Raw genomic sequence first — 21,704 nt, forward strand, 5'->3', positions numbered from 1 at the left:
CTGCGGTCAGGCCGTCTTGCGACGGTCTCAGTCTCGTTGCCGAGACACAGCGCAGACCTCCCGAGGTAAGACCGACCGCCTTCACCGCACGCCCGCCGAATTTACCACCCCGACCTTTGATGACCTTGGACTTCGCGATCAATTGCTCGCTCGTCCGGCCGGGTAGGCCTCGTTATCCGGTGTTTGTCCATCGGGCCGCGGCTTTGCTCCACGCTTTCTTCAGACCCCACCTCACGATGACGCCCTTGCGCTTCGCTAATCCTTCGCCGCCATCAGGCTGGATAGAGGACTTCCACCTCCAAGCTGTCGCTCATACTCGGCACACAACGAAAAACGGCGCGCCTTGCAGCGCGCCGTTCTGTTTTTCGATACGAGCTTCCTTACGCCGCCGGGACCTTCGGCGCGCGGTTGCGCGAGTTGCGCTGGAAGAACAGCGCCTGGCTCGCCACCGCCGACACCATCGCCGGCTGGAACGGTTTTGAGATCAGGAATGCCGGCTCCGGGCGTTCGCCGGTGAGGAAGCGCTCCGGATAGGCAGTGATGAACACCACCGGCACCTCGAAGGTGCGCAGTAATTCGTTGACGGCATCAAGCCCCGACGAGCCGTCGGCGAGCTGGATGTCGGCGAGGATCAGGCCGGGCCGCTTGTTCTTGGCGAGCGCCACCGCGTCGGCATGAGTGCGTGCGACGCCGACGACATTGTGGCCGAGATTCTTCACCAGGCTCTCGAGGTCCATGGCGATGAACGTCTCGTCCTCGATGATCAGTACGTCGGTGGCGATCTCGGCCGCCATCTCGCGCCCTGCGGCATCCGCCAGACGCCGCGTCTCGGCAACGTCGGTGCTGAGGATGAAGGCGACTTCCTCTTCCGAAAATCCCTCCAGCGACAGCAGCAGGAATGCCTGCCGCGGCAGCGGCGTGATGTTCGACAGCCGACGCTCGGGCGGCATCGGCAGGGTCGTCACCTCGGCATCGTCGTTGACGGACACCGAATTCCAGATCTGGGTGAACAGCCGGAACAGGCCCGCGCGGGGCCCATGGCTCTCGTCGAGGACCGACGGATCTCCCAGCATGGCTTCCAACATGGCTGCGACATAGGCGTCACCGGAGGCCTGGCTGCCCGTCAGGGCGCGTGCGTACCGGCGCAGCAACGGCAAGTGTTCAGCGACAAGCTGTGAACGGGACATCCCCACTCCATTCATCTTCGGGCCGACCTCAGAGAAACAGGAACAACGAGGGGAGGCCCGGGTTCCCCTGCTGGGCTGACTACGCCTCAGGACAAGAAAAGTTCCGCGACAGGGGGAACTTTTTGACGAACCTGGAATTGTGCCTATCCAGGGAACGGCTCCCGGTTGAGAAAACTTCTCGAATTTACAGTAACTTAACTCGGGGAAACGTGGAACAGGTCATGAAAGATCTCAAGTCTCAAGCCAGCAAAAGCACGACCCCCGGCAAGGGAGGCCTCACTCCGGAGATCCAATCCCGGATCGGGCATCAACTGCGCGCCATGTACGACGACGTCGTGCGGCAAGGGGTTCCGGACCGGTTCGCGGAACTGATCAAGAAACTTGATGCGCCGGGAGGCGCACCCCAAGTGGAAATTGATGGGGGCTCCAACGACAACAACAATGGGAGGGATTAATGCCTCTCACGGAATCCCTGCGTAACGACATCCTTGCGGCCGTGCCAAGTCTGCGCGCGTTCGCGATCTCGCTCAGCGGCAACGCTGACCGCGCCGACGATCTAGTTCAGGAAACGCTGTTGCGCGCGCTCGCCAACATCGACTCCTTCCAGCCCGGCTCCAACCTGCCGGCCTGGCTGTTCACGATCCTGCGCAACCTGTTTCGCTCCGACTATCGCAAGCGGCGGCGCGAGGTCGAGGATGCCGAGGGCAATTATGCCAAGACGCTGAAGACGCAGCCTTCGCAGAATGCGCATCTCGAGTTCGAGGAGTTTCGCGGCGCACTCGAGAAGCTTCCGCAGGACCAGCGCGAGGCCTTGATCCTGGTCGGTGCCTCCGGCTTCTCCTATGAGGATGCGGCCTCGATCTGCGGCTGCGCGGTCGGCACGATCAAGAGCCGCGTCAATCGCGCGCGCTCGAAGCTCGCCGCGCTGCTCTATGTCGACGGCGCCGAAGACTTCGGGCCTGACGAGACCGTGCGCGCCGTGATCGGCGGCAGCGGCGGATAGCGCAGCCATCGGGTCCACAGCAGACGTGTGAAGGCGGCCGTTCGCGCGGCCGCCTTCGCGTACGTCCTCACTCCTCCACGAACGTCACGGTATCAGGCACGCTCGCGCGCGAGGTGCGGTAGCTGTTGACCTTGTGGGCGTGGTCGGCATAGCCGAACGAGATGCCGCAGACGACGCGGCGATCGTCGGGCAGGTTGAAATGGCGGCGGATCAGGCCGGAGTGGCGCGCCAGCGCCGCCTGCGGAATCGTGCCGAGCCCGAGCGCCTGCGCCGCCAGCATGAAATTGGAGACATAGGCACCGCAATCGATCGCGCCGTAGATGCCGAGCGGCTCGTTGGTGTGAATGATCGCGATATGCGGCGCGCCGAAGAAATTGTAGTTCTCCAGCGCCTGTTTTGCGTAAGCGCTTCTGTCGCCGCGCGCGATGCCGAGCGTGTTGTAGAGCTGGAAGCCGCTCTCGCGGCGGCGCTCGAGATAGACCCCGACATATTCGCGCGGCGGGATGAAATCGTAATCGTCGCCGAGGCCTTTCGAGGCCTCCGCGTAGATCGCCTTGCGAAAACGCTCCTTGGCCTCGCCGCTGGCGATGATGACCTGCCAGGGCTGGCTGTTGCACCAGGACGCGGTGCGCTGTGCGGTGGTCAGCACGTGCTCGATCGTCGCGCGGTCGACCTGCTCGGGCAGGAATGCGCGGACGGAGTAGCGCTCGTTGAGGAGCTCTTCGAGCACGCCGATGCGGTCGGTTTGTTTCACTTGTGCGTCCATGGATCAGCTCGCGCTTTTCTCTTCGTAGGGTGGGCAAAGACGCGTAGCGTCGTGCCCACCGACAGACTTTCCCCGACGCATCTGCATATGGTGGGCACGCTTCGCTTTGCCCACCCTACGAGATACCGCGAGACGTGAGATCACCGCCCCTTGGTCGGGATCTTGTTATACGGCACATCCTTGTCGACGCGGATGTCACCCGGCAGGCCCAGCACGCGCTCCGCGATGATGTTGCGCAAAATCTCGTCGGTGCCGCCGGCGATGCGCATCGAGGGCGAGGACAGCAGCATCTGCTGGAACTGGCCCTGCACCGTCTCCTCGTCGCTGCCGGTGAGAACACCGGCCGCGCCCTGCAGGTCCATCGCGAAGGTCGCGATGTCCTGCAGCATCAGGCCGGACACCAGCTTGCCGATCGAGTTCTCCGGCCCCGGCCGCTCGCCCTTCGACAGCGCCGAGATGGTGCGGTAGCTGGTGTATTTCAGCCCGCTCGACTTCGCCGCCCAGCTCGCCAGCTTCGAGCGCACCGCGGGATCGTCGATCGCAAGCCCGTCCTCCAGCATCAGATTGGAGCAGAACTCGAACATCTCAGGCACGCCGGTCGCGAGCCGCGAGCCGATCGACATGCGCTCGTTCATCAGCGTGGTCAGCGACACGCTCCAGCCTTCGCCGACGGCACCGAGACGCTGGATGTCGGGGATCACGACGTCGGTGAAATAGACCTCGTTGAACTCCTGCATGCCGTTGGCCTGCCTGATCGGCCGCACCTCGACGCCGGGGCTCTTCATGTCCAGGAAGAACATGGTGAGGCCCTTGTGCTTGGGCACATTCGGATCGGTGCGCGCGATCAGAAGACCATAGTCGGAGTAATGCGCGCCCGAGGTCCAGATCTTCTGGCCGTTGACGACCCAGTTGTCGCCCTTCTTCTCCGCGCGGGTGCGCAGGCCCGCGACGTCGGAGCCGGCCGACGGCTCGGAGAACAGCTGGCACCAGATCTCCTCGCCCGAGGCGAGCTTGGGCAAATAGCGGCGCTTGGCATCTTCGCTGCCGAACGCCATCACGGTCGGGCCGCACATGCCCTCGCCGATCTGGAACGGCTGCGTCAGCTTGCCGTAGACGCCCTCCTCCTGCTGCCAGATCACGCGCTCGATCGGGCTCGCGCCGCGGCCGCCATAGTCCTTCGGCCAGTGCAGGCAGGCCCAGTTGCCCTCGAACTTCTTCTTCTGCCAGGCCTTGCCGACATCGACGATGTCGTGCTTGGCAAGCCGGATGCGGCCGAGCGAGGACTTTGACAGCTCGGCATGCAGCTCCTTCGGCGCATTGGCCTCGACCCATTTGCGCGCGGTCTCGCGGAATGCGGCTTCCTGCGGGGTGTCGTCGAAATTCATCTTCGAGCTCTCCTCTCTCGTGCCCCGGACGCTGCGCAGCGCGAAGCGGTGCGCTGCAGAGCCGGGGCCCATCGTGACCTTCTGGGTCCCGGCTCTGCGGAGCGGTACTTCGTACCGCACCGCGTCCGGGACACGATCAGCCTCTTCCCTTCGTCGGGATCTTGTTGAACGGCACGTCCTTGTCGACACGGATATCGCCGGGTAGGCCCAGCACCCGCTCGGCGATGATGTTGCGCATGATCTCGTCGGTGCCGCCTTCGACGCGCGTGCCGGGCGCACGCAGCAGCATGGCCTGGAAACGACCGGCCAGCTCGCCATCCTCGCCGCTGACAACGCCGCTCGCACCCTGCAAGTCCAGCGCGTAGGTTGCGACATCCTGGATCATCGACCCCGCAACCAGCTTGCCGATGGAATTTTCCGGACCCGGCCGCTCGCCTCTCGACAGCGCCGAGATCGCGCGCATGCTGGTGTACTTCAACCCGCTCGCCTTCACCGCCCAGTTCGCCAGCTTCGAGCGCACCGCGCGATCCTCGATCGCCGGACCGCCGTCGAGCATCAGGCTCGAGCAATACTCGAACAATTCGGGGAAACCGGTCGAGACGGCCGCGCCGATCGCGCTGCGCTCGTTCATCAGCGTGGTCAGCGAGACGTTCCAGCCGTCGCCGACCTCGCCGAGGCGCTGATGATCGGGAATGCGGACATTGGTGAAATAGACCTCGTTGAAGTCGGAGGCGCCGCTCGCCTGCTTGATCGGCCTGACCTCGACGCCCGGGCTCTTCATGTCCAGGAAGAACATGGTGAGGCCCTTGTGCTTGGGCACGGTCGGATCGGTGCGCGTCAGAAGGATGCCGTAGTCGGAATAATGCGCGCCCGAGGTCCAGATCTTCTGGCCGTTGATGACCCAGTCGTCGCCGTCCTTCTCGGCGCGGGTGCGCAGGCCCGCGACGTCGGAGCCGCCGGCAGGCTCCGAGAACAGCTGGCACCACACCTTCTCGCCGGAAGCAAGCGGCGGCAGATAGGTGCGCTTATGCTCCTCGCGCGCGAACGCCATCATGGTCGGTCCGCACATGCCGTGGCCGATGATGAACATGCGGGACAACTGGCCGAACGGCCCCTCTTCCTGCTGCCAGATCACGCGCTCGATCGGCGAGGAGCCACGGCCGCCATATTCTTTCGGCCAATGCAGGCAGGCCCAGCCGGCATCGGCCTTCTTCTTCTGCCAGGCCTTTGCGACCTCGAGAATGTTGGCATTCTTGAGCACGGTGCGGCCGAGCGAGGATTTGCGCAGCTCCTCCTCGTATTGCTTCGGAGCGTTGGCACCGATCCAGGCGCGGGCAGTGGCGCGGAATTCGGCTTCCTGCGGGGTGTCGTCGAAGTTCATGGTGTCAGTCCTCGGCCGCGCCGTTCATCTCGTAGGATGGGTAGAGCGCAGCGAAACCCATCTCTTCCAATTCTTGCGTGGCGATGGGTTTCGCTTCGCTCTACCCATCCTACGCACTGTCGTTACGCCGCGTTCTTCTTCCGCATGCGGTCGATCAGCTGGTCTTCCCAATAGGACAAGCTGCCCAAGCCCAGCGCCATCGCGTTGGCGCGGCGGTAGTACATGTGGCAGTCGAACTCCCAGGTGAAGCCCATGCCGCCGTGAACCTGGATGTTGTTCTTGGCGCAGTGCTGGAACGCCTGTGTCGCGCTGATGCGCGCGGCGGCAGCAGCTTCCGGCAGCTCGGCCGCGTTGGTCGAGAGCGCCCAGGCGCCGTAATAGCTGTTGGAGCGTGCCAGCGTCGCCGAGACATACATGTCGGCGAGCATGTGCTTGACGGCCTGGAACGAACCGATCTGACGGCCGAAGGCGATGCGGTCGAGCGCGTAGTCGCGGCCCATTTCCAACGCGCGGTCGGAGCCGCCGACCTGCTCGAACGCGCACAGCACCGCGGCGCGGTCGAGCACCTGGGTCAAGATGCTCCAGCCATCGCCGGCGGCGCCGAGCGGCTCGGCCTTAGCGTCCTTGAAGGTGAACTCGGCCTGTCCGCGCGTCGGATCGAGATTGGTGAGGCTCTTCACCTCGACGCCACCTGCCTTGAGGTCGACCAGGAACAGCGAGATGTCGCTGTCGCGCCCGCTTGATCCCGTGCGCGCGGCCACCACGGCGAAGTCGGCGACGGCACCATCCGCGACCGGCTTCTTGACGCCGTTGAGCACGCCGTTCGCAGCCGTGAGCTTGACGTTCTTCGGCGATGGATTGCCCTTGCCCTCGAACAGCGCCAGCGTGCCGATCGCCTCGCCCGCGGCGATGGCCGGGAGCCATTTCTTCTTCTGCGCGTCGCTGCCGGCGATCAGCAGCGCTTCGGCGGCGAGATAGACGGTCGAGGAGAACGGCACCGGCGCGTTGGCCCGGCCCATTTCCTCCGCGATCACGCAAAGCTCGAGATGACCGGCGCCTGCGCCGCCGAAGTCCTCGGGGATGGCGACGCCGAGAAAGCCCATCTCGGCAAGGCCCTTCCACAGCTCCTTGTCATAGGGCGCCTTGCCGTCGAGCACGACGCGGACCGCCTTGGGCGAGCATTTTTCCGCGAGGAATTTGCGCGCCTGGTCGCGGAGCTGTTTTTGGTCGTCGGAGAAGTCGAAGTTCATGGCGGGCTACCCTGTTATTGGCGTTCTGTAGGATGGGTGGAGCGAAGCGATACCCATCAATTGTCTGACTAGGAGCGATGGGTTTCGCTGCGCTCTACCCATCCTACGAGTTGCTATTTCAGCACGATCACATCCTGATCCGGCTCATCGGCATAGAGCCGCTCCACCAGCGCGGCGCGGCGTTCGAGGCCGGCGCGCTGGTTGATGTAGCCCTTGTCGGTGAGCTCGTTGCCGTCGATCGAGGGCGGCTCGACCATCAGCATGGCGCGGGCGATGATGCGGCTGCTGGCGCCCTCGCACTCCCGGTTGTGAGTCTCCAGCCCGCGCCTGAAGCAGGCGAGCACGTCAGGGTGCTTCACCGCATCCGCAAAACTCAGATCGGGATTGCCGACGAGCTGACGGCAGGCATGCAGGTTCGGCCAGGCGAGCAGGCCGATGAAGGCGCGATCCTGTCCCGCGACCAGCGCATCATGCACGACGGGCGTCGCCGCCGCGATCGCGTCGGTGCGGAGCGAGCCGACATGCACGAAGGTGCCGGTGGTGAGCTTGAAGTCCTCGACCACGCGCCCCGCAAAGATGATACCCTTCACCGGATCGGCATCGTCGACGAAGATGCCGGCATCGCCGATGCAGTAAAAACCTTCCTCGTCGAACATCTTCTTGGTCAGGTCAGGCTGACCAAAGTAGCCGGGCGTGACGTTGACGCCGCGCAGGCGCAGCTCGTATTTCGAGCCGCACGGCACCATCTTCAATTCGACGCCGGGAAACGGCAGGCCGATCAGGCCGACGCGCTCGGTGTCCCAATAGGTGCCGGTCGAGGTCGGCGCGGTCTCGGTCGAACCCCAGCCGGTGTAAAACACGATGCGCTCGCCGGTGGTCTTCACCGCCAGCGCCTGCATGCGCTCGTAGAGATCGTCTGGCAGCCGCGCGCCGCCATACGCCATGATCGACAGGTTCTTGAAGAACGAGCGGCACAGCGCGTCATCCTTCTCCATCGCAGCCGCAAGCGCGGCATAGCCGGCGGGCACGTTGGCGTAGTAGGTCGGCGAGATCTCGCGCAGGTTTCGCAGCGTCTCCTCGAACTGGCCCGGCATCGGCCGGCCGTCGTCGATATAGAGCGTGCCGCCATCGACCAGCACAGGGTGGAACGCCGCGTTACCGCCCATCGTGTGATTCCACGGCATCCAGTCCAGCATGGTCGAAATTGGACCGTCAGGCGTGCGCGGCCGCACCTGCATCATCATCGCCGCGTTGGCGCACATCATCTCCTGCGTGTTGATGACGGCCTTGGGCATGCCGGTCGAGCCCGACGTGAACAGCAGCTTGCCGACAGTCTGCGGCGTGATTTTTGCGATCGACGCTTCGACGTCGGCGGTGACGGGCGTTGCCGCGAGCTCGGCGAAACTGACGCTCCTGATACCGTCGCACGGCCGCGCGACGTGAACGACGGTAACGCCAGTGAGATCGAGCGCTTTCAGCGCCTTCTCGAAGATCGGGCCGTCCTGCACCATCACCACGGCCGGCTTGACCAGGTCGAACAGGTACTTCAGCTTGACGTGATCGTGGCTCATCAGCGAGTAGGCCGGCGACACCGGCGCAGCCGGGACGCGCGCCTGCATCGCGGCCTGCGTCATCAGCGCATGCTCGACCGAGTTGCCGGACAGGATCGTGACCGGCCGTCCCTCGAGCTTGAGATTGAGTAGGCCTTGCGTCAGCGCATCGACGGTGCGCTTGGCTTCGCCATAGGACACTTTGCGCCATTCGCGGTTGGGGCCGCCGCGCTGCGCGAGCCAGATGCGCCCGGGCGCTTCCTTGGCCCATTTCGCCAGCGACGCCGGGATGTGCGTCTCGTAGGCTTGCAGCGGAATGCGCGACTTCAATACCACCGTGCCGTCGGCGCGGCGCTCGACGTCGATGTCGCGCTTGAGCCATTCGACTTTGCGAAAGGCGGGCTTCGTCATCACCGCCGCCGCGCTTCCACTCATTTTGCGTCTCCCGGAATTATCGTCCTTTGCGGATCTTCGTGGTTCAGCGCTTGATATAGACAGGCTTTCGCTTCTCAAGGAAGGCCCTGATGCCCTCCGAAAACTCTTCCGAGCGGCTGCACAGAACCTGGTTGCGATCCTCCATCGCGATCGCAGCTTCCAGCGAACCGGCATCCACGCTCATGTTGAGACATTCCTTCGACAACCGCAGCCCCACGGGCGACGCCGTCATCATCGCATCGACATAAGGCTCGGCCGCATCATCGAGCTTGTCCTCGTCGACGACCTCCGAGACCAGCCCGACCGCAAGCGCCCGCTCGGCACCGATGAAACGCCCGGTGAGGATCAGCTCGGAGGCGACGGAGACACCGACGAGACGCGGCAGGAAATAGCTGGTGCCGATGTCGCAGCCGCCGAGGCCAAGCTTGATGAAGGCGCAGTTCATCCGCGCCGACTTCGCGGCGATGCGGATGTCGGACGCCAGCGCCAGCGCAAACCCGCCGCCGGCCGCCGCGCCCTGCACCAGCGCCAGGATCGGCTGCGGACAGCGCCGCATCAGCATCACGATGTCGGCGATGCGGCGCTGCGAGTCCAAGGACTCCGTGACGCCGGGCAGCTCCTGCTGCCCGGCACGACGCGCCATCGCGGCCTTGAGATCGAGGCCGGCACAAAAATTCTTGCCTGCGCCCCTGAGCACGACGACGCGCGTGTCGCGGTTGCGCTGCAGGCCCTGGAAATAGACGTTGAGTGCGTCGATCAGCGCGGGATCGAGCGCGTTGAGACTTTCAGGTCGGTTGAGCGTCACCCGGTCGACGCCGTCGTGATGCTCGATCAGCAGCGGTTGGGACATGGGAGCCTCGCACATCAATCATGAGCCGGACTGCCACCCTCCCCTGGAGGGGGAGGGTCGATCGCGCGCAGCGCGAGCGGGGTGGGGTGACGGTCTCTCCCCAACCAACGCTGCCCGAGTGGAGAGATCACCCCACCCCGGCGCTTCGCGCCGACCCTCCCCCTCCAGGGGAGGGTAAAAAGCGAGCCTGCTCTACCTTGGCGCCATCCTGATGGCGCCGTCGAGGCGGATGGTCTCGCCGTTCAGCATCGGGTTCTCCACGATGTGCACCGCGAGCATGCCATATTCATTGGCATCACCGAGGCGCGAGGGATGCGGCACCTGGGCGCCGAGGCTCTTGCGGGCCTCTTCGTTCAGACCCATCAACAGCGGCGTGAAGAACAGGCCAGGCGCGATGGTGTTGACGCGAATCTTCTGGCTCGCGAGGTCGCGCGCGGCCGGCAACGTGAGGCCGACGACGCCGCCCTTCGAGGCCGAATAAGCGATCTGGCCGATCTGACCTTCGTAGGCCGCAACCGAGGCGGTGTTGATGATGACGCCGCGCTCTTCGCCGACCGGCTCGATCGTGACGAGGCGCTCGGCGAACAGCCGCAGGCAGTTGAAGGTTCCAATCAGGTTGACGTTGATGATGCGCGCGAATTTTTCGAGCGGATAGACGCCGTCGCGGCCGACGATGCGCTGCGAGCCGCCGATGCCGGCGCAGTTCATCAGCACGCGGGCAACACCATGCGCGGCTTCTGCTTTCGCGATCGCCGCCTTGATCTGCTCCTCGCTGGTGACGTCCGCATGCAGCGCAACGCCCTTCACCTCAGTGGCGACCTTCTCGGCGTTCTCCTTGCTCTGATCGATCACGCCGATCTTGGCGCCCTTGGCAGCCATGGCGCGGGCGGTCGCGGCACCAAGGCCAGAACCACCGCCGGTGATGAGAACGGCTACGTCTTTCAACTGCATCGCTTGTACCTTTCCTCTACCTTTTCCTTGGACGTTTCTTCTCTAGACTTATGAAGTGTTGGCCGGATCATCCGGCAGCGGCTGCTTCCCCGGCTTGCGTGAGGATGCCGCCGCAGATCAGCGTTTCCATATGCTTGATGTATTGCCGGCAGACTTCGTCGGTGACCGGGCCGACGCCGGTCGCGCGGGACATCGCGTGCCGGCCGAAGAACAGGTGATCGCAGGCGCCGATCAGGCTGGTGTAGAACAGCACCGGATCGGTCTTGCGGAATTCGCCGCTGCTCTCGCCTTCGGCGAGCAGACGGCGGTGAAAATCGAGCAGCGGTGCGACGAAGAATTTCGAAACTTCGTCGGCCGACCCTGCACTGGTCTCGTGCAGAAGATAATGGATCAGCCGGTTCATGTAGGGGAACCGGTAGTAGGCGCGGATGATGCCGCCGATATGCAGCTTCAGCTTCGCCGTCGCCGTGATCGGCTGCGCCAGCAGATATTCGAGATTGGAGAGCTCGGTCGCGGCATTGCGCTCGAGCAGCGCCAGCAGCAGGCCGTCCTTGTTCCCGAAATGGTACTTGACCAGCGCGGCGTTGGCGCCCGACTTCTGCGCGATGTCGGAGAGCGAGATCTCGATTGAGGAGCGTTCGATCATCAGCTCGCTCGCGGCCACGAGCAATTTCTCTGCCGTGGAATTTTTTCCGCTGGGGAGCCGGTTCGGTACGCTGGTAACCACGGAAATCCCTGTTTTGGCCGCTGAAGCGGGTCGCAGATAAGCCCAAGCAGCGCCTCATCACAAGAGTTAATTGATCGATTGACTAAATGATCTCGCGCCCGTTTAATCCGCCCCGACAATCAAACCATCGAGAAGAAATTCAGGGAGAAACCGACATGGCCGAGGCTTACATCGTCGCCGCCGCGCGTACCGCCGGCGGGCGCAAGGGGGGCCGCCTCGCCGGCTGGCATCCGGCCGATCTCGCCGCGAAAGTGCTGGACGAGCTGGTCGACCGCACCAAGGTCGACCCCGCGCAGGTCGAGGACGTGATCATGGGCTGCGTGATGCAGGTTGGCGAGCAGTCCAACAACGTCGCGCGCAACGCGATCATGGCATCAAAACTGCCGGAGAGCGTGCCGGGCACCTCGATCGACCGCCAGTGCGGCTCCTCGCAGCAGGCGCTGCACTTCGCAGCCCAAGCCGTGATGTCCGGCACGATGGACGTGGTGATCGCCGCCGGCGTCGAATCCATGACGCGCGTGCCGATGGGCCTGTCGTCGCAGCTTCCGGCCAAGAATGGTTTTGGCAATTACAAGAGCCCGGGCATCGAGGCGAAATATCCCAACATCGTGTTCAGCCAGTTCACCGGCGCGGAGATGATGGCCGAGCGCTACGGCCTCTCCAAGGACGAGCTCGACGAATACTCCTATAACAGCCATCAGCGCGCGATCGCGGCGACGCAAGCCGGTCACTTCAAGAAGGAGATCGTGCCGCTCGAGATCGTCAGGGCCGACGGCAGCAAGGACACCCACCACATCGACGAAGGCATCCGCTTCGATGCCACGCTCGAAGGCATCAAGGGCGTCAAGCTGATTGCCGAGAACGGCAAGCTCACCGCAGCCAGCGCCAGCCAGATCTGCGACGGCGCCTCCGGCGTCATGGTGGTGAACGAGAAGGGCCTGAAGCAACTCGGCGTCAAGCCGCTCGCCCGCATCCATCACATGACCATGATGGGCGGCGATCCCGTCATCATGCTGGATGCGCCGCTGCACGCCACCAAGCGCGCGCTGGAGAAAGCCGGCATGAAGATCGGCGACATCGATTTGTTCGAGGTCAACGAAGCCTTCGCCTCGGTGCCGACCGCCTGGCTCAAGACCACCGGCGCCGATCCTGACAGCCTCAACGTCAACGGCGGCGCGATCGCGCTCGGCCATCCGCTCGGCGGCTCCGGCACCAAGCTGATGACGACGCTGGTCCACGCCCTGCACCAGCGCGGCAAGCGCTATGGTTTGCAGACCATGTGCGAAGGCGGCGGCATGGCCAACGTGACGATCGTGGAGCGGCTGTAGTCGACGTTGCACCGCTTAGGCGTTGCCACAAAAAAGGTGTCGTCCCGGCGAAGGCCGGGACCCATAGCCACGGAGTGCGTGGTTAGGGCGAGCTGGGGCGACATCGCGTTCCAACAATTTGGTTCGGTGGTTATGGATCCCGGCCCCCCGTGCGCAATTGCGCACTAGGCCGGGGTGACACCGCTTTTGTTGCGAGATCTCGACCATGACTCACCCCTCCGTCTACGCGAAGACCACGCCCGACAAGATCGCCTACCAGATGGCTGGCACCGGCAAGGCGATCACCTATCGCGAGCTCGACGAGCTCTCGAACCAGGGCGCGCATCTCTTCCGCTCGCTCGGGCTGAAGGCCGGCGACCACATCGCGCTCTTGATGGAGAACCGTCTCGCCTTCATGGAGCTCTGCTGGGCGGCACAGCGCAGCGGGCTCTATTACACCGCGATCAGCCGCTATCTGAAGCAGGACGAGATCGACTACATCATCGGCGATTGCGGCGCCAAGGTCGTGATCACCACGCCGAAATGCGCCGACCAGATCAAGGCCCTGATCAAGGGCACCCCTGGCGAGCCGATCTTCTACATGATGGACGAGCCGCTGCCCGGCTTCCGCTCCTACGACAAGGAGGCCGCCGCGCAGCCGATCACACCGATCGCCGACGAGGTCGCCGGCTACGACATGCTGTATTCGTCGGGCACGACCGGTCGGCCCAAGGGCATCAAGAAGACGTTCGAGGGCAACAGGATCGACGTACCGAACGCCTTCCTGCGCGTGCTCTGCGCCGACATGTGCGGCATGAACGCGGAGAGCACCTATCTCTCGCCGGCGCCGCTCTATCACGCCGCTCCCCTGCGCTTCAACATGATGGCGATCGTGCTCGGCGGCACCTCCATCATCATGGAGCATTTCGACGCCGAGGAATTCTTGAAGCTGGTTGAAAAGTACAAGGTCACCCAGTCGCAGCTGGTGCCGACCATGTTCGTGCGCATGCTGAAGCTGCCGGACGAGGTCCGCAACCGATACAACGTTTCGACGCTGAAGGGCGCGATCCACGCCGCGGCGCCCTGCCCGGTCGACGTGAAAGCGAAGATGATCGAGTGGTGGGGCCCGATCCTGATCGAGTACTACGCCGGCTCCGAAGGCAACGGCGTCACCGTCTGCAACTCGCAACAATGGCTCGAGCACCGCGGCAGCGTCGGCCGCGCCGTGGTCGGCAAGATCAAGATTCTGGACGAGAACGACGAGGAGCAACCGGTCGGCGAGATCGGCACAGTCTATTTCGCCGATGCGCCCGCCTTCACCTATCACAACGACCCCGAGAAGACGAAGAAGGCCTACAACGCCAAGGGCTGGTCGACGCTCGGCGACGTCGGTTATCTCGACAAGGACGGCTTCCTCTTCCTCACCGACCGCAAGTCCTACATGATCATCTCGGGCGGGGTGAACATCTACCCGCAGGAGACTGAGGACGTGCTGATCACCCATCCCGCGGTCGCCGACGTCGCCGTGTTCGGCGTGCCGAACGAGGAGATGGGCGAGGAGGTGAAGGCGGTGGTGCAGCCGCACGACATGACGCGCGCCGGCAAGGCGCTGGAGGCCGAGCTGATCGCATTCTGCAAGACGCGGCTTTCGGCGATCAAGTGCCCGCGCTCGATCGATTTCGAAGCCGAGCTGCCGCGTACGCCGACCGGCAAGCTGGTGAAGCGGCATCTGCGTGACAAATATTGGCCGAAGACGGCGGCGAAGATTTAGAACGCTCTTTCTTACCCTCCCCTGGAGGGGGAGGGTCGCTGTGCATGCAGCGAAGCGGAATGCGCAGCGGGGTGGGGTGATCTCTCCACACGAAACACTGCCCGAGTGGAAAGATCACCCCACCCCGCTCGCGCTGCGCGCGATCGACCCTCCCCCTCCAGGGGAGGGTGAAGAAGAGATCAATCAAACAGACTCGGCGTGTGATTCACCAGCGCGCCTTCGATCTCCAGCATCTTCAGCTTCGTCACCACGCCACCATTCGCCGAGAAGCCGCCGGGCTTGTTGCCGGCAGCCAGCACGCGATGGCAGGGCACGACGATCGGACACGGGTTGCGGCCGAGCGCCTGGCCGACGTCGCGCGACAGCTGGACGCCGCCGAGCTGCTTGGCGATGTCGCCATAGGTGACGGTCTTGCCCGGCGGAATGGCGCGGGCGATCTCGTAGACGCCGCGGTTGAAGTCGGGCACGCCGTCGAGATCGAGCGGGATGTCGGTGAGATCGTCGGGCTCACCGGCGAGCAGCTTGACAATGCGGTCGATCGCCTGCTGCACCTCGGGCGTCGGCTCGGCTTCGGTGGCATCAGTGTGGCGCTGACTGATGCGGGTGCGGATCTTCTCTTCGCCGCCCATCGGCAATTGCGTGCCGTTGATGCCGCGCGGGCCCCAGGCGATGGCGCAGAGGCCGATCCTGGTGTCGAACAGGGCAAAATGCTGGTCGGTCATGGCTTGGTTCCTGAGCTTGCGTCCTTGTCGCATGCCCCCAATGTGATCTCGGCCCAAATCTAGGCTTGGAAATAGTTGCGATCCACCCGGTTTCCGGGAATCTTGCACAGGAGTTCCAGTCCTCTTGCGAGCCCAGAATGCAAAGCCTCCACGTCAACGGATACGACATGCCCTATCTCGACGTGGGCGAGGACAGAGGCCGCCCGCCGCTGGTCTGTGTGCATGGATCGCTCTCCGACTTCCGTATCTGGGGCTGCGTGCTGGGGCCGCTGACGCAGCGGCACCGGGTGATCGCGGTCAGCCTGAGGCACTTCTTTCCGGAGCGCTGGGACGGTGTGGGCGACACCTATTCGATCGCCCAGCACGTCGACGACGTCATCGCCTTCATCGAAAAACTCGACCTCGGCCCGGTCGACCTGATGGGGCATTCCCGCGGCGGGCACATCTGCTTCCGCGTAGCGCAACGCCGGCCGGATCTGCTCCGACGGCTGATCCTGGCCGAACCCGGCGGCGAGCTCGATGCGAGCCTCGACCCTGACCATGTCGGCGGCCCCTCGCCGCTGCTGGCGCGCTTCACGGCGTCGGCCGAGAAGATCGCGGCCGGCGATGTCGACGGCGGCCTCGCCGTCTTCGTCGACACGCTGGAAGGCGCCGGCACCTGGCCGCGGCTGCCGGCAATGGTGAAGCAGAATTTGCGCGACAACGCTTACACGCTGATCGGCCAGGTCCGCGACGATCGCCCGCCGTTCTCGAAGGCGGATGCGGAGCAGATCAAGATGCCGACGCTGTTCATCCTGGGCGCGCGGACCAAGGGCCTCTTACCGAAGGTGCTGCATGCGCTGGCCGCGCACGCTCCCTATTCCAGGACGGCGATCATCCCGAACGCGACACATCCGATGTTCGAGCAGGCGCCGCAGAAATATTCCGAAGTGGTTCTCGACTTTCTGGCGAGCTGATCATGCAGAGCTTTCCCGTCAACGGTTACGACATGGCCTATCTCGAAGTGGGAGAGGGCCCGCCGCTGGTCTGCGTGCACGGCACGCTCGGGGACTTCCGTACCTGGTATTCGGTGCTCGGCCCGCTCTCGAAGAATCATCGCGTGATCTCGGTCAGCCTGCGGCATTTCTTTCCGGAGCACTGGGACGCCGCCGGCGACGACTACAAGATGGCCCAGCACGTCTCGGACATGATCGCGTTCATCGAGCAGGTGAAGCCCGGCCCGGTCGACCTGATGGGCCATTCGCGTGGCGGCCACATCGCGTTTCGCGTCGCGCAGGCGCGGCCTGATCTGCTGCGAAAGCTGGTGCTGGCCGAACCGGGCGGCGATCTCGACGCCAGCCTGCCCGTGCCCGAGGGCACGCCCGCGCATCCGCCGCTGGCAGCGCGGACAGTGCGCTCGGTCGAGATGATCCGCGCCGGCGACCTCGAGGGCGCTCTACAGAACTTCTACGAGGGCATCGAAGGCGACGGCTCCTGGCGGCGCGTGCCGGCGGCGGCCAAGCAGCAACTGCGCGACAACGCACTGACCTTCCTCGGTCAGATCAATGAGCAGCGCCGGCCTTACACGCTCGCCGATGCGCAGGCGATCATGACGCCGACGCTGCTGATCGGTGGCGGGGCGACGACCGGAAGCCTCTCGGTGATGTGGCGCGTGCTAGCCGAGCACATCGCAGGCGCACAGACGGCGGTGATTCCAAACGCCGGCCACTGGATGTTCGAGCAGGCGCCGCTGGAGTTCGGCGAGGTCGTGAGCAGGTTTTTGGCGGAGTAGCTCTCTCCTCGCGTACCGGAAGAGAGAAGGAAAGGCCTCACCGGCGAGGCGCGTGACGGCTTCGGTCAGCGCCAGCGCGGCGCGCTCGGCTTCGGAGAAATAGGGCGCATCGCGCCAGGCCGACACGGCGAACAGGCGCTCGTCGCTCTCGCCCAGCTTGCGGGCCACCTTCGGATGCATGTCGACACAGACGCTGCAGCCATTGATCTGGCTGGCGCGCAGGTGCACCAGTTCCAGGAGCTTTTCCGGCAGGCCCTGCTTGGTCAGATTGCCGAGGGACTGCAGGACATTCATGGCCTCGGGCAGGACCATGACAGGGTGATTCATGCGGGCGTGCATCTTTTTCGTCTCCATCGTTCGAATTTCGAAGGTTCCGGTCACATCGGCCGGATTGGCTTCGTCATGGGCATGACGGATCGCGATGAGGGAATGTGACCGATGACCCAAAAAAACTTCGAAGAAAATTTTCTGGCGCGCCAGTTCGAAGCCGACAGGGATCGTTTGCGCGCGGTCGCCTACCGGATGCTGGGGTCCCGCGCCGAGGTCGACGACGCCGTGCAGGAGGCCTGGCTGCGGGTCAGCCGCTACGACATGTCAGACGTCGCGAATCTGCGCGGCTGGCTCACGACCGTGGTCGCGCGCATCTGCCTCGACATGCTGCGCGCACGGAAATCGCGCCGCGAGGATCCGATGGGGCCGCACGTGCCGGAGCCGGTCGACGAAACGCGGCAGCACGAGGCGGAGATGGCCGATTCCGTCGGCGCGGCGCTGCTGGTCGTGCTGGAGACATTGCAGCCGGCCGAGCGGCTGGCCTTCGTGCTGCACGACATGTTCGCAGTCCCCTTCGAGGAGATCGCGCCGATCGTCGGCCGCTCGGTCGACGCCTCGCGGCAACTGGCGAGCCGTGCGCGACGGCGCGTGCAGGGCGCGCCGGTGCCCGAAGCAAACATGTCGCATCAACGCGGAATCGTCGATGCATTCCTCAAGGCGTCGCGTGAAGGCGATTTCGAGGGCCTGCTCGCCGTGCTCGATCCCGACGTGGTGTTTCGCGCCGACCAGGCCGCGGTGCGGCTCGGCACGCTGGCCGAGATCCGCGGCGCCGACGCCGTCGCGCAACTCTACAGGGGCCGCGCGCAGGCCGCGCGCACGGCGCTGGTCGACGGCGAGATGGGCGTTGCCGTCATCCTCGACGGACAATTGCGCATCACGCTGCGCGTGACCTTCAACGGCGACCGGATCGCAGGGATCGATGCGGTGGCCGATGCGGACCAGATCGCGACGATGGAGGTGGAGGTGCTGGAGCGCTAGGCCGGCGTGGCATCGCGCCGTTGCGGGTGCTAGGCTTTCCGCATAATCGCGCAGTGCCCGCGCGCGAGAGGCAAGAGGACGCAAGTCATGACTTTCCGCTTCACGCCGCTGCTCGCTTTGTCGCTGCTCGGCCTTGCCGCCGGCGCTACGTCCGCATTCGCGGCCGCCGACGAGAAGCTGAAGGCCGCCGCCGAGCAGGAGAAGGCGCCGCTGATCGAGACCTTGCGCGACATGGTGATGATCGAGAGCGGCAGCAGCGACGTCGAAGGCCTGAAGAAGATGGCCGACTTCACGGAAGGACGCCTGAAGGCGCTCGGCGCGGCCACGGAGCGGCGCAAGACCACGGCGGGCGCCGGCGCCGACATGGTGATCGCGAGGTTCAAGGGCACGGGCACGCGGAAGCTGATGCTGATCGCGCATATGGACACGGTCTATCAGCGCGGCATCCTCGCAAGCGAGCCGTACCGTATCGACGGCAACCGCATCTATGGTCCCGGCATCGCAGACGACAAGGGCGGCATCGCCGTGGTGCTGCATGCGCTCAAGATGCTGAAGGATGCCGGCTGGACGGACTACGCGACGCTCACCGTGTCGTTCAATCCGGACGAGGAGGTGGGCTCGCCCGGATCTGGCGAGATCATCGCCGAGCTCGCCGACAAGCACGACGTCGTGCTCTCCTGCGAGCCGACGGTGGCAGCGCCAGTCGCCAAGAATGACGGGCTGCTGCTCGGCGCGAGCGGCACTGCGATCGCCAAGATGCAGGTGAAGGGCCGCGCCTCGCATGCGGGGGCCGCGCCCGATCTCGGCCGCAACGCGCTGATCGAGCTTGCGCATCAATTGGTGCAGACCAGGGACGTTGCGAAGTCGATCCCGGGCACGCAGCTCAACTGGACCACGGCGCAGGCGGGCACCGTGCGCAACCAGATCCCGGAGAACGCCGAGGCCGGCGGCGACGTCCGCCTCACCATTCCCGACGGCGTCGCCAGATTGCGGGCGGCGATCGACGAGAAGTTGAAGACCAAGCTGGTGCCCGACACCGAGACGACGGTGACGATCACGCCGGGCCGCCCGCCCTTCGTCGCCACTGATCGCGGCCGCGCGCTGGCCGAGATGGGACAGGCGATCTATGCCGAGATCGACCGCAAGCTCGACATCGCCGAGATGACCGGCGGCGCCACTGACGCCGGCTATGCCAATCGCAGCGGCAAGGCGGTGGTGGTCGAGAGCTTTGGCCTCGCCGGCTTCGGCTATCACGCCCGCGACGAGTTCATCGACACCAACTCGATCGTGCCGCGGCTCTATCTGATGAGCCGGATGCTGATCGAGCAGGGCAAGAAGAAGTAGGCGCCGATCTCCTGTCCCGGACGCGCTGCAACGCACTTGGCGTTGCTGCGCAGAGCCGGGACCCAGATGGCGACACGGCCGAATGCGGAGGGATGGGCCCCGGCTCTGCAGCGCACCGCTAAGGAGGCGCTGCGCTGCGTCCGGGGCACGAGAGCGGGGCCTTTTTCGAAAACAACCCCATGCACAGTAGGCGGCCCTTGCGATATCAATGGCTTAGAAAGGCGTCTCTACGGCGGGTCGGGGGCCTTGAACCTGACTTGACGCTAGGGCCATCGGGCTCTATTTTCGAATACGGAATTCCGTATTCCCTATCGGAGCCGCCGGCGTGATTCCTCTCGACCCGCTCCCGAACCTGATCGACCAGGTCTATGCGCGCATCCTGGAGGCGATCTCCGACCGCACGCTCGAGCCCGGCCAGCGCATCCGGCAGAACGAGCTCGCCGACAAGCTCGGCGTGTCGCGCCAGCCGGTGTCGCATGCGCTGCATCTGTTGCACCGGCAAGGTCTCGTCGCCGAAAGCGGCAAGCGCGGCTTTGAAGTCACCCAGCTCGATCCCTCGCGCATCCGCCAGCTCTACGAGGTGCGCGGCGCCATCGATGCGCTCGCGGCGCGGCTTGCCGCTCAGCGTGCTGCGAGCGACGCGGCGGGACGCGCGCGACTGGAGACGGCGCTCGCTGCCGGACGCGGTATCGACCGCACCACGTCGCTCGCCGAGCTCATCGCGCTCGACGTCGAATTTCATCGCGCGATCTATCAGCTCGCCGGCAATCCCGTGATCGAGGAGACCATCGCGCCGCAATGGCCGCATATGCGCCGCTCGATGGCGACCGTGCTGTCGGAGCTCGACTATCGCGACAGCGCCTGGGCCGAGCATGCCGATATTGCCGGACACATTCTGGGCGGCGACGCGAAGGCCGCCGAACGCGCCGCGCTTGCGCACGCGCAGACGGCAGGACGGCTGACCGAGGAGAGATTGAAGGCGACGGACGCGGCGGCGGCGTAGCCGCAGCCACCGTCATTCCGGAGCGATGCGCAGCATCGAGCCCGGAATCCATCGGGCGGCAGAGACTGCGGAGAAATGGATTCCGGGCTCGCGACTTCGTCGCGCCCCGGAATGACAAAAACAAAACAACAGGAGGACGACCCATGAAACTGTCCCAGGAGCAATTGGAGTTCTTCCACCGCGAGGGCTGGCTGTTCCTGCCCGAGCTGTTCAGCCAGGAGGAGGTCGATTTGCTCGCGCGCGAGGCGGTCGGCATCTACGACGCCAACCGGCCGGAGGTCTGGCGCGAGAAGAGCGGCGCGCCGCGCACGGCCTTTGCCGCGCACCTCTACAACGAGGCCTTTCGCACTCTCGGCGCGCATCCGCGCATGATCGAGCCGGTCGAGCAATTGTTCGGCGAACCCGTCTACATGCACCAGTTCAAGATCAACGCGAAATCGGCCTTCACCGGCGACGTCTGGCAATGGCACCAGGATTACGGCACCTGGAAGCGCGACGACGGCATGCCGGAGCCGCGGGCGATGAACATCGCGATCTTCCTCGACGAGGTGATGCCGATCAACGGCCCCTTGATGCTGGTGCCGCGCAGCCAGAATGCCGGCGACCTCGAAGCCTCGCACGACCTCGCCACCACCTCCTATCCGCTCTGGACGCTGGACGAGGACACGGTGACGCGCCTCGTCAAGCAGGGCGGCATCGTTGCGCCCACCGGCAAGCCCGGCGGCATGCTGATGTTCCACGGCAATCTCGTGCATGGCTCCAGCGGCAACATCACGCCCTTCCCGCGCAAGATCGTGTACCTGACGCTGAACGCGGTCTCGAACTACATCCGCACGCCGACGCGGCCGGAGTACATCGCACATCGCGACTTTGCGCCGATCAGGACGGTGGACGACGATGCGCTGCTGCGGCTTGCCCGTGCGCCCAGGCAGGCGGCGGAGTAAATCGGTCTCGTGCCCCGGACGCAGCGCAGCGCTTCTTCAGCGGTGCGCT

General features: G+C 64.9%; 21 protein-coding genes. 10 read left to right on the top strand and 11 right to left on the bottom strand.

Annotation, left to right across the window (positions count from 1 at the left end; all coding sequences use genetic code 11):
- Positions 1–380 precede the first annotated feature (380 nt).
- The gene (locus IQ16_RS24405) at positions 381–1,187 is read right to left on the bottom strand and encodes a response regulator (protein ID WP_026312585.1); all 807 of its coding nucleotides are present in this window, start codon (positions 1,185–1,187) and stop codon (positions 381–383) included.
- A gap of 221 nt (positions 1,188–1,408) precedes the next feature.
- Between IQ16_RS24405 and IQ16_RS24410 the strand changes: the two genes are divergently transcribed.
- A complete protein-coding gene (locus IQ16_RS24410; RefSeq protein ID WP_018646833.1) occupies positions 1,409–1,642 on the top strand; it encodes a NepR family anti-sigma factor in 234 nt (77 codons plus the stop codon).
- The gene (locus IQ16_RS24415) at positions 1,642–2,190 is read left to right on the top strand and encodes a sigma-70 family RNA polymerase sigma factor (RefSeq protein ID WP_018646832.1); all 549 of its coding nucleotides are present in this window, start codon (positions 1,642–1,644) and stop codon (positions 2,188–2,190) included. The genes IQ16_RS24410 and IQ16_RS24415 overlap by 1 nt, the downstream gene beginning before the upstream one ends.
- Positions 2,191–2,257: 67 nt before the next feature.
- Here the strand turns inward: IQ16_RS24415 and IQ16_RS24420 are convergent, their stop codons facing one another.
- From IQ16_RS24420 to IQ16_RS24455, 8 genes are all read right to left on the bottom strand, one after another.
- The gene (locus tag IQ16_RS24420) at positions 2,258–2,956 is read right to left on the bottom strand and encodes a nitroreductase (RefSeq protein WP_018646831.1); all 699 of its coding nucleotides are present in this window, start codon (positions 2,954–2,956) and stop codon (positions 2,258–2,260) included.
- Between the two features lie 140 nt (positions 2,957–3,096).
- Positions 3,097–4,341: an acyl-CoA dehydrogenase gene (locus IQ16_RS24425; protein ID WP_020608076.1), complete on the bottom strand. Its 1,245-nt coding sequence runs from the start codon at positions 4,339–4,341 to the stop codon at positions 3,097–3,099.
- Between the two features lie 136 nt (positions 4,342–4,477).
- Complete coding sequence (locus tag IQ16_RS24430; RefSeq protein WP_018646829.1) at positions 4,478–5,722, bottom strand: acyl-CoA dehydrogenase; 1,245 nt, start codon at positions 5,720–5,722, stop codon at positions 4,478–4,480.
- A 122-nt stretch (positions 5,723–5,844) separates the two neighbouring features.
- On the bottom strand, positions 5,845–6,972 hold the full coding sequence (locus IQ16_RS24435) for an acyl-CoA dehydrogenase family protein (protein WP_018646828.1): 1,128 nt from the start codon (positions 6,970–6,972) through the stop codon (positions 5,845–5,847).
- Positions 6,973–7,085: 113 nt separating this feature from the next.
- Positions 7,086–8,957 carry an AMP-binding protein gene (locus tag IQ16_RS24440; protein WP_018646827.1) on the bottom strand — a complete coding sequence of 624 codons (1,872 nt, stop codon included), beginning with the start codon at positions 8,955–8,957 and terminating at the stop codon, positions 7,086–7,088.
- Between the two features lie 43 nt (positions 8,958–9,000).
- Positions 9,001–9,807 (bottom strand): enoyl-CoA hydratase/isomerase family protein, encoded by an 807-nt coding sequence (locus tag IQ16_RS24445; RefSeq protein WP_018646826.1) that lies wholly within the window; start codon positions 9,805–9,807, stop codon positions 9,001–9,003.
- Positions 9,808–9,999: 192 nt separating this feature from the next.
- Positions 10,000–10,758, bottom strand: coding sequence for an SDR family NAD(P)-dependent oxidoreductase (locus tag IQ16_RS24450; RefSeq protein WP_018646825.1), 759 nt, complete (start codon positions 10,756–10,758; stop codon positions 10,000–10,002).
- Between the two features lie 67 nt (positions 10,759–10,825).
- Positions 10,826–11,404, bottom strand: a complete 579-nt coding sequence (locus IQ16_RS24455) for a TetR family transcriptional regulator (RefSeq protein WP_244635836.1) — start codon at positions 11,402–11,404, stop codon at positions 10,826–10,828.
- Between the two features lie 236 nt (positions 11,405–11,640).
- On the opposite strand from IQ16_RS24455, the gene IQ16_RS24460 reads away from it, so the two are divergent.
- Entirely contained in the window at positions 11,641–12,813 is a 1,173-nt protein-coding gene (locus IQ16_RS24460; protein ID WP_018646824.1) for an acetyl-CoA C-acetyltransferase, read from the top strand.
- Between the two features lie 205 nt (positions 12,814–13,018).
- A complete protein-coding gene (locus tag IQ16_RS24465) occupies positions 13,019–14,563 on the top strand; it encodes an acyl-CoA synthetase (protein ID WP_018646823.1) in 1,545 nt (514 codons plus the stop codon).
- A gap of 179 nt (positions 14,564–14,742) precedes the next feature.
- Here IQ16_RS24465 and IQ16_RS24470 read toward each other — a convergent pair whose 3' ends face one another.
- On the bottom strand, positions 14,743–15,285 hold the full coding sequence (locus tag IQ16_RS24470) for a methylated-DNA--[protein]-cysteine S-methyltransferase (RefSeq protein ID WP_026312583.1): 543 nt from the start codon (positions 15,283–15,285) through the stop codon (positions 14,743–14,745).
- A gap of 137 nt (positions 15,286–15,422) precedes the next feature.
- On the opposite strand from IQ16_RS24470, the gene IQ16_RS24475 reads away from it, so the two are divergent.
- Both IQ16_RS24475 and IQ16_RS24480 read left to right on the top strand, forming a co-directional pair.
- The gene (locus IQ16_RS24475; RefSeq protein WP_018646821.1) at positions 15,423–16,241 is read left to right on the top strand and encodes an alpha/beta fold hydrolase; all 819 of its coding nucleotides are present in this window, start codon (positions 15,423–15,425) and stop codon (positions 16,239–16,241) included.
- Between the two features lie 2 nt (positions 16,242–16,243).
- Positions 16,244–17,056, top strand: a complete 813-nt coding sequence (locus IQ16_RS24480; protein WP_018646820.1) for an alpha/beta fold hydrolase — start codon at positions 16,244–16,246, stop codon at positions 17,054–17,056.
- Here the strand turns inward: IQ16_RS24480 and IQ16_RS24485 are convergent.
- Positions 16,940–17,395 carry a carboxymuconolactone decarboxylase family protein gene (locus IQ16_RS24485; RefSeq protein ID WP_145831811.1) on the bottom strand — a complete coding sequence of 152 codons (456 nt, stop codon included), beginning with the start codon at positions 17,393–17,395 and terminating at the stop codon, positions 16,940–16,942. The genes IQ16_RS24480 and IQ16_RS24485 overlap by 117 nt on opposite strands.
- 99 nt (positions 17,396–17,494) lie before the next feature.
- Here IQ16_RS24485 and IQ16_RS24490 point away from each other — a divergent pair, with 99 nt between their 5' ends.
- The 4 genes from IQ16_RS24490 (at position 17,495) to IQ16_RS24505 (ending at position 21,655) form a co-directional block, all read left to right on the top strand.
- Positions 17,495–18,364, top strand: a complete 870-nt coding sequence (locus IQ16_RS24490) for a sigma-70 family RNA polymerase sigma factor (protein WP_018646818.1) — start codon at positions 17,495–17,497, stop codon at positions 18,362–18,364.
- Between the two features lie 87 nt (positions 18,365–18,451).
- Positions 18,452–19,708 carry a M20/M25/M40 family metallo-hydrolase gene (locus IQ16_RS24495; protein WP_018646817.1) on the top strand — a complete coding sequence of 419 codons (1,257 nt, stop codon included), beginning with the start codon at positions 18,452–18,454 and terminating at the stop codon, positions 19,706–19,708.
- Between the two features lie 325 nt (positions 19,709–20,033).
- A complete protein-coding gene (locus IQ16_RS24500; RefSeq protein ID WP_018646816.1) occupies positions 20,034–20,711 on the top strand; it encodes a GntR family transcriptional regulator in 678 nt (225 codons plus the stop codon).
- Between the two features lie 143 nt (positions 20,712–20,854).
- Positions 20,855–21,655, top strand: a complete 801-nt coding sequence (locus IQ16_RS24505) for a phytanoyl-CoA dioxygenase family protein (protein WP_018646815.1) — start codon at positions 20,855–20,857, stop codon at positions 21,653–21,655.
- The last annotated feature ends 49 nt before the right edge of the window (positions 21,656–21,704 follow it).

Origin of the sequence: Bradyrhizobium huanghuaihaiense, assembly GCF_007830635.1 — a bacterium.
GTDB lineage: Bacteria > Pseudomonadota > Alphaproteobacteria > Rhizobiales > Xanthobacteraceae > Bradyrhizobium > Bradyrhizobium huanghuaihaiense.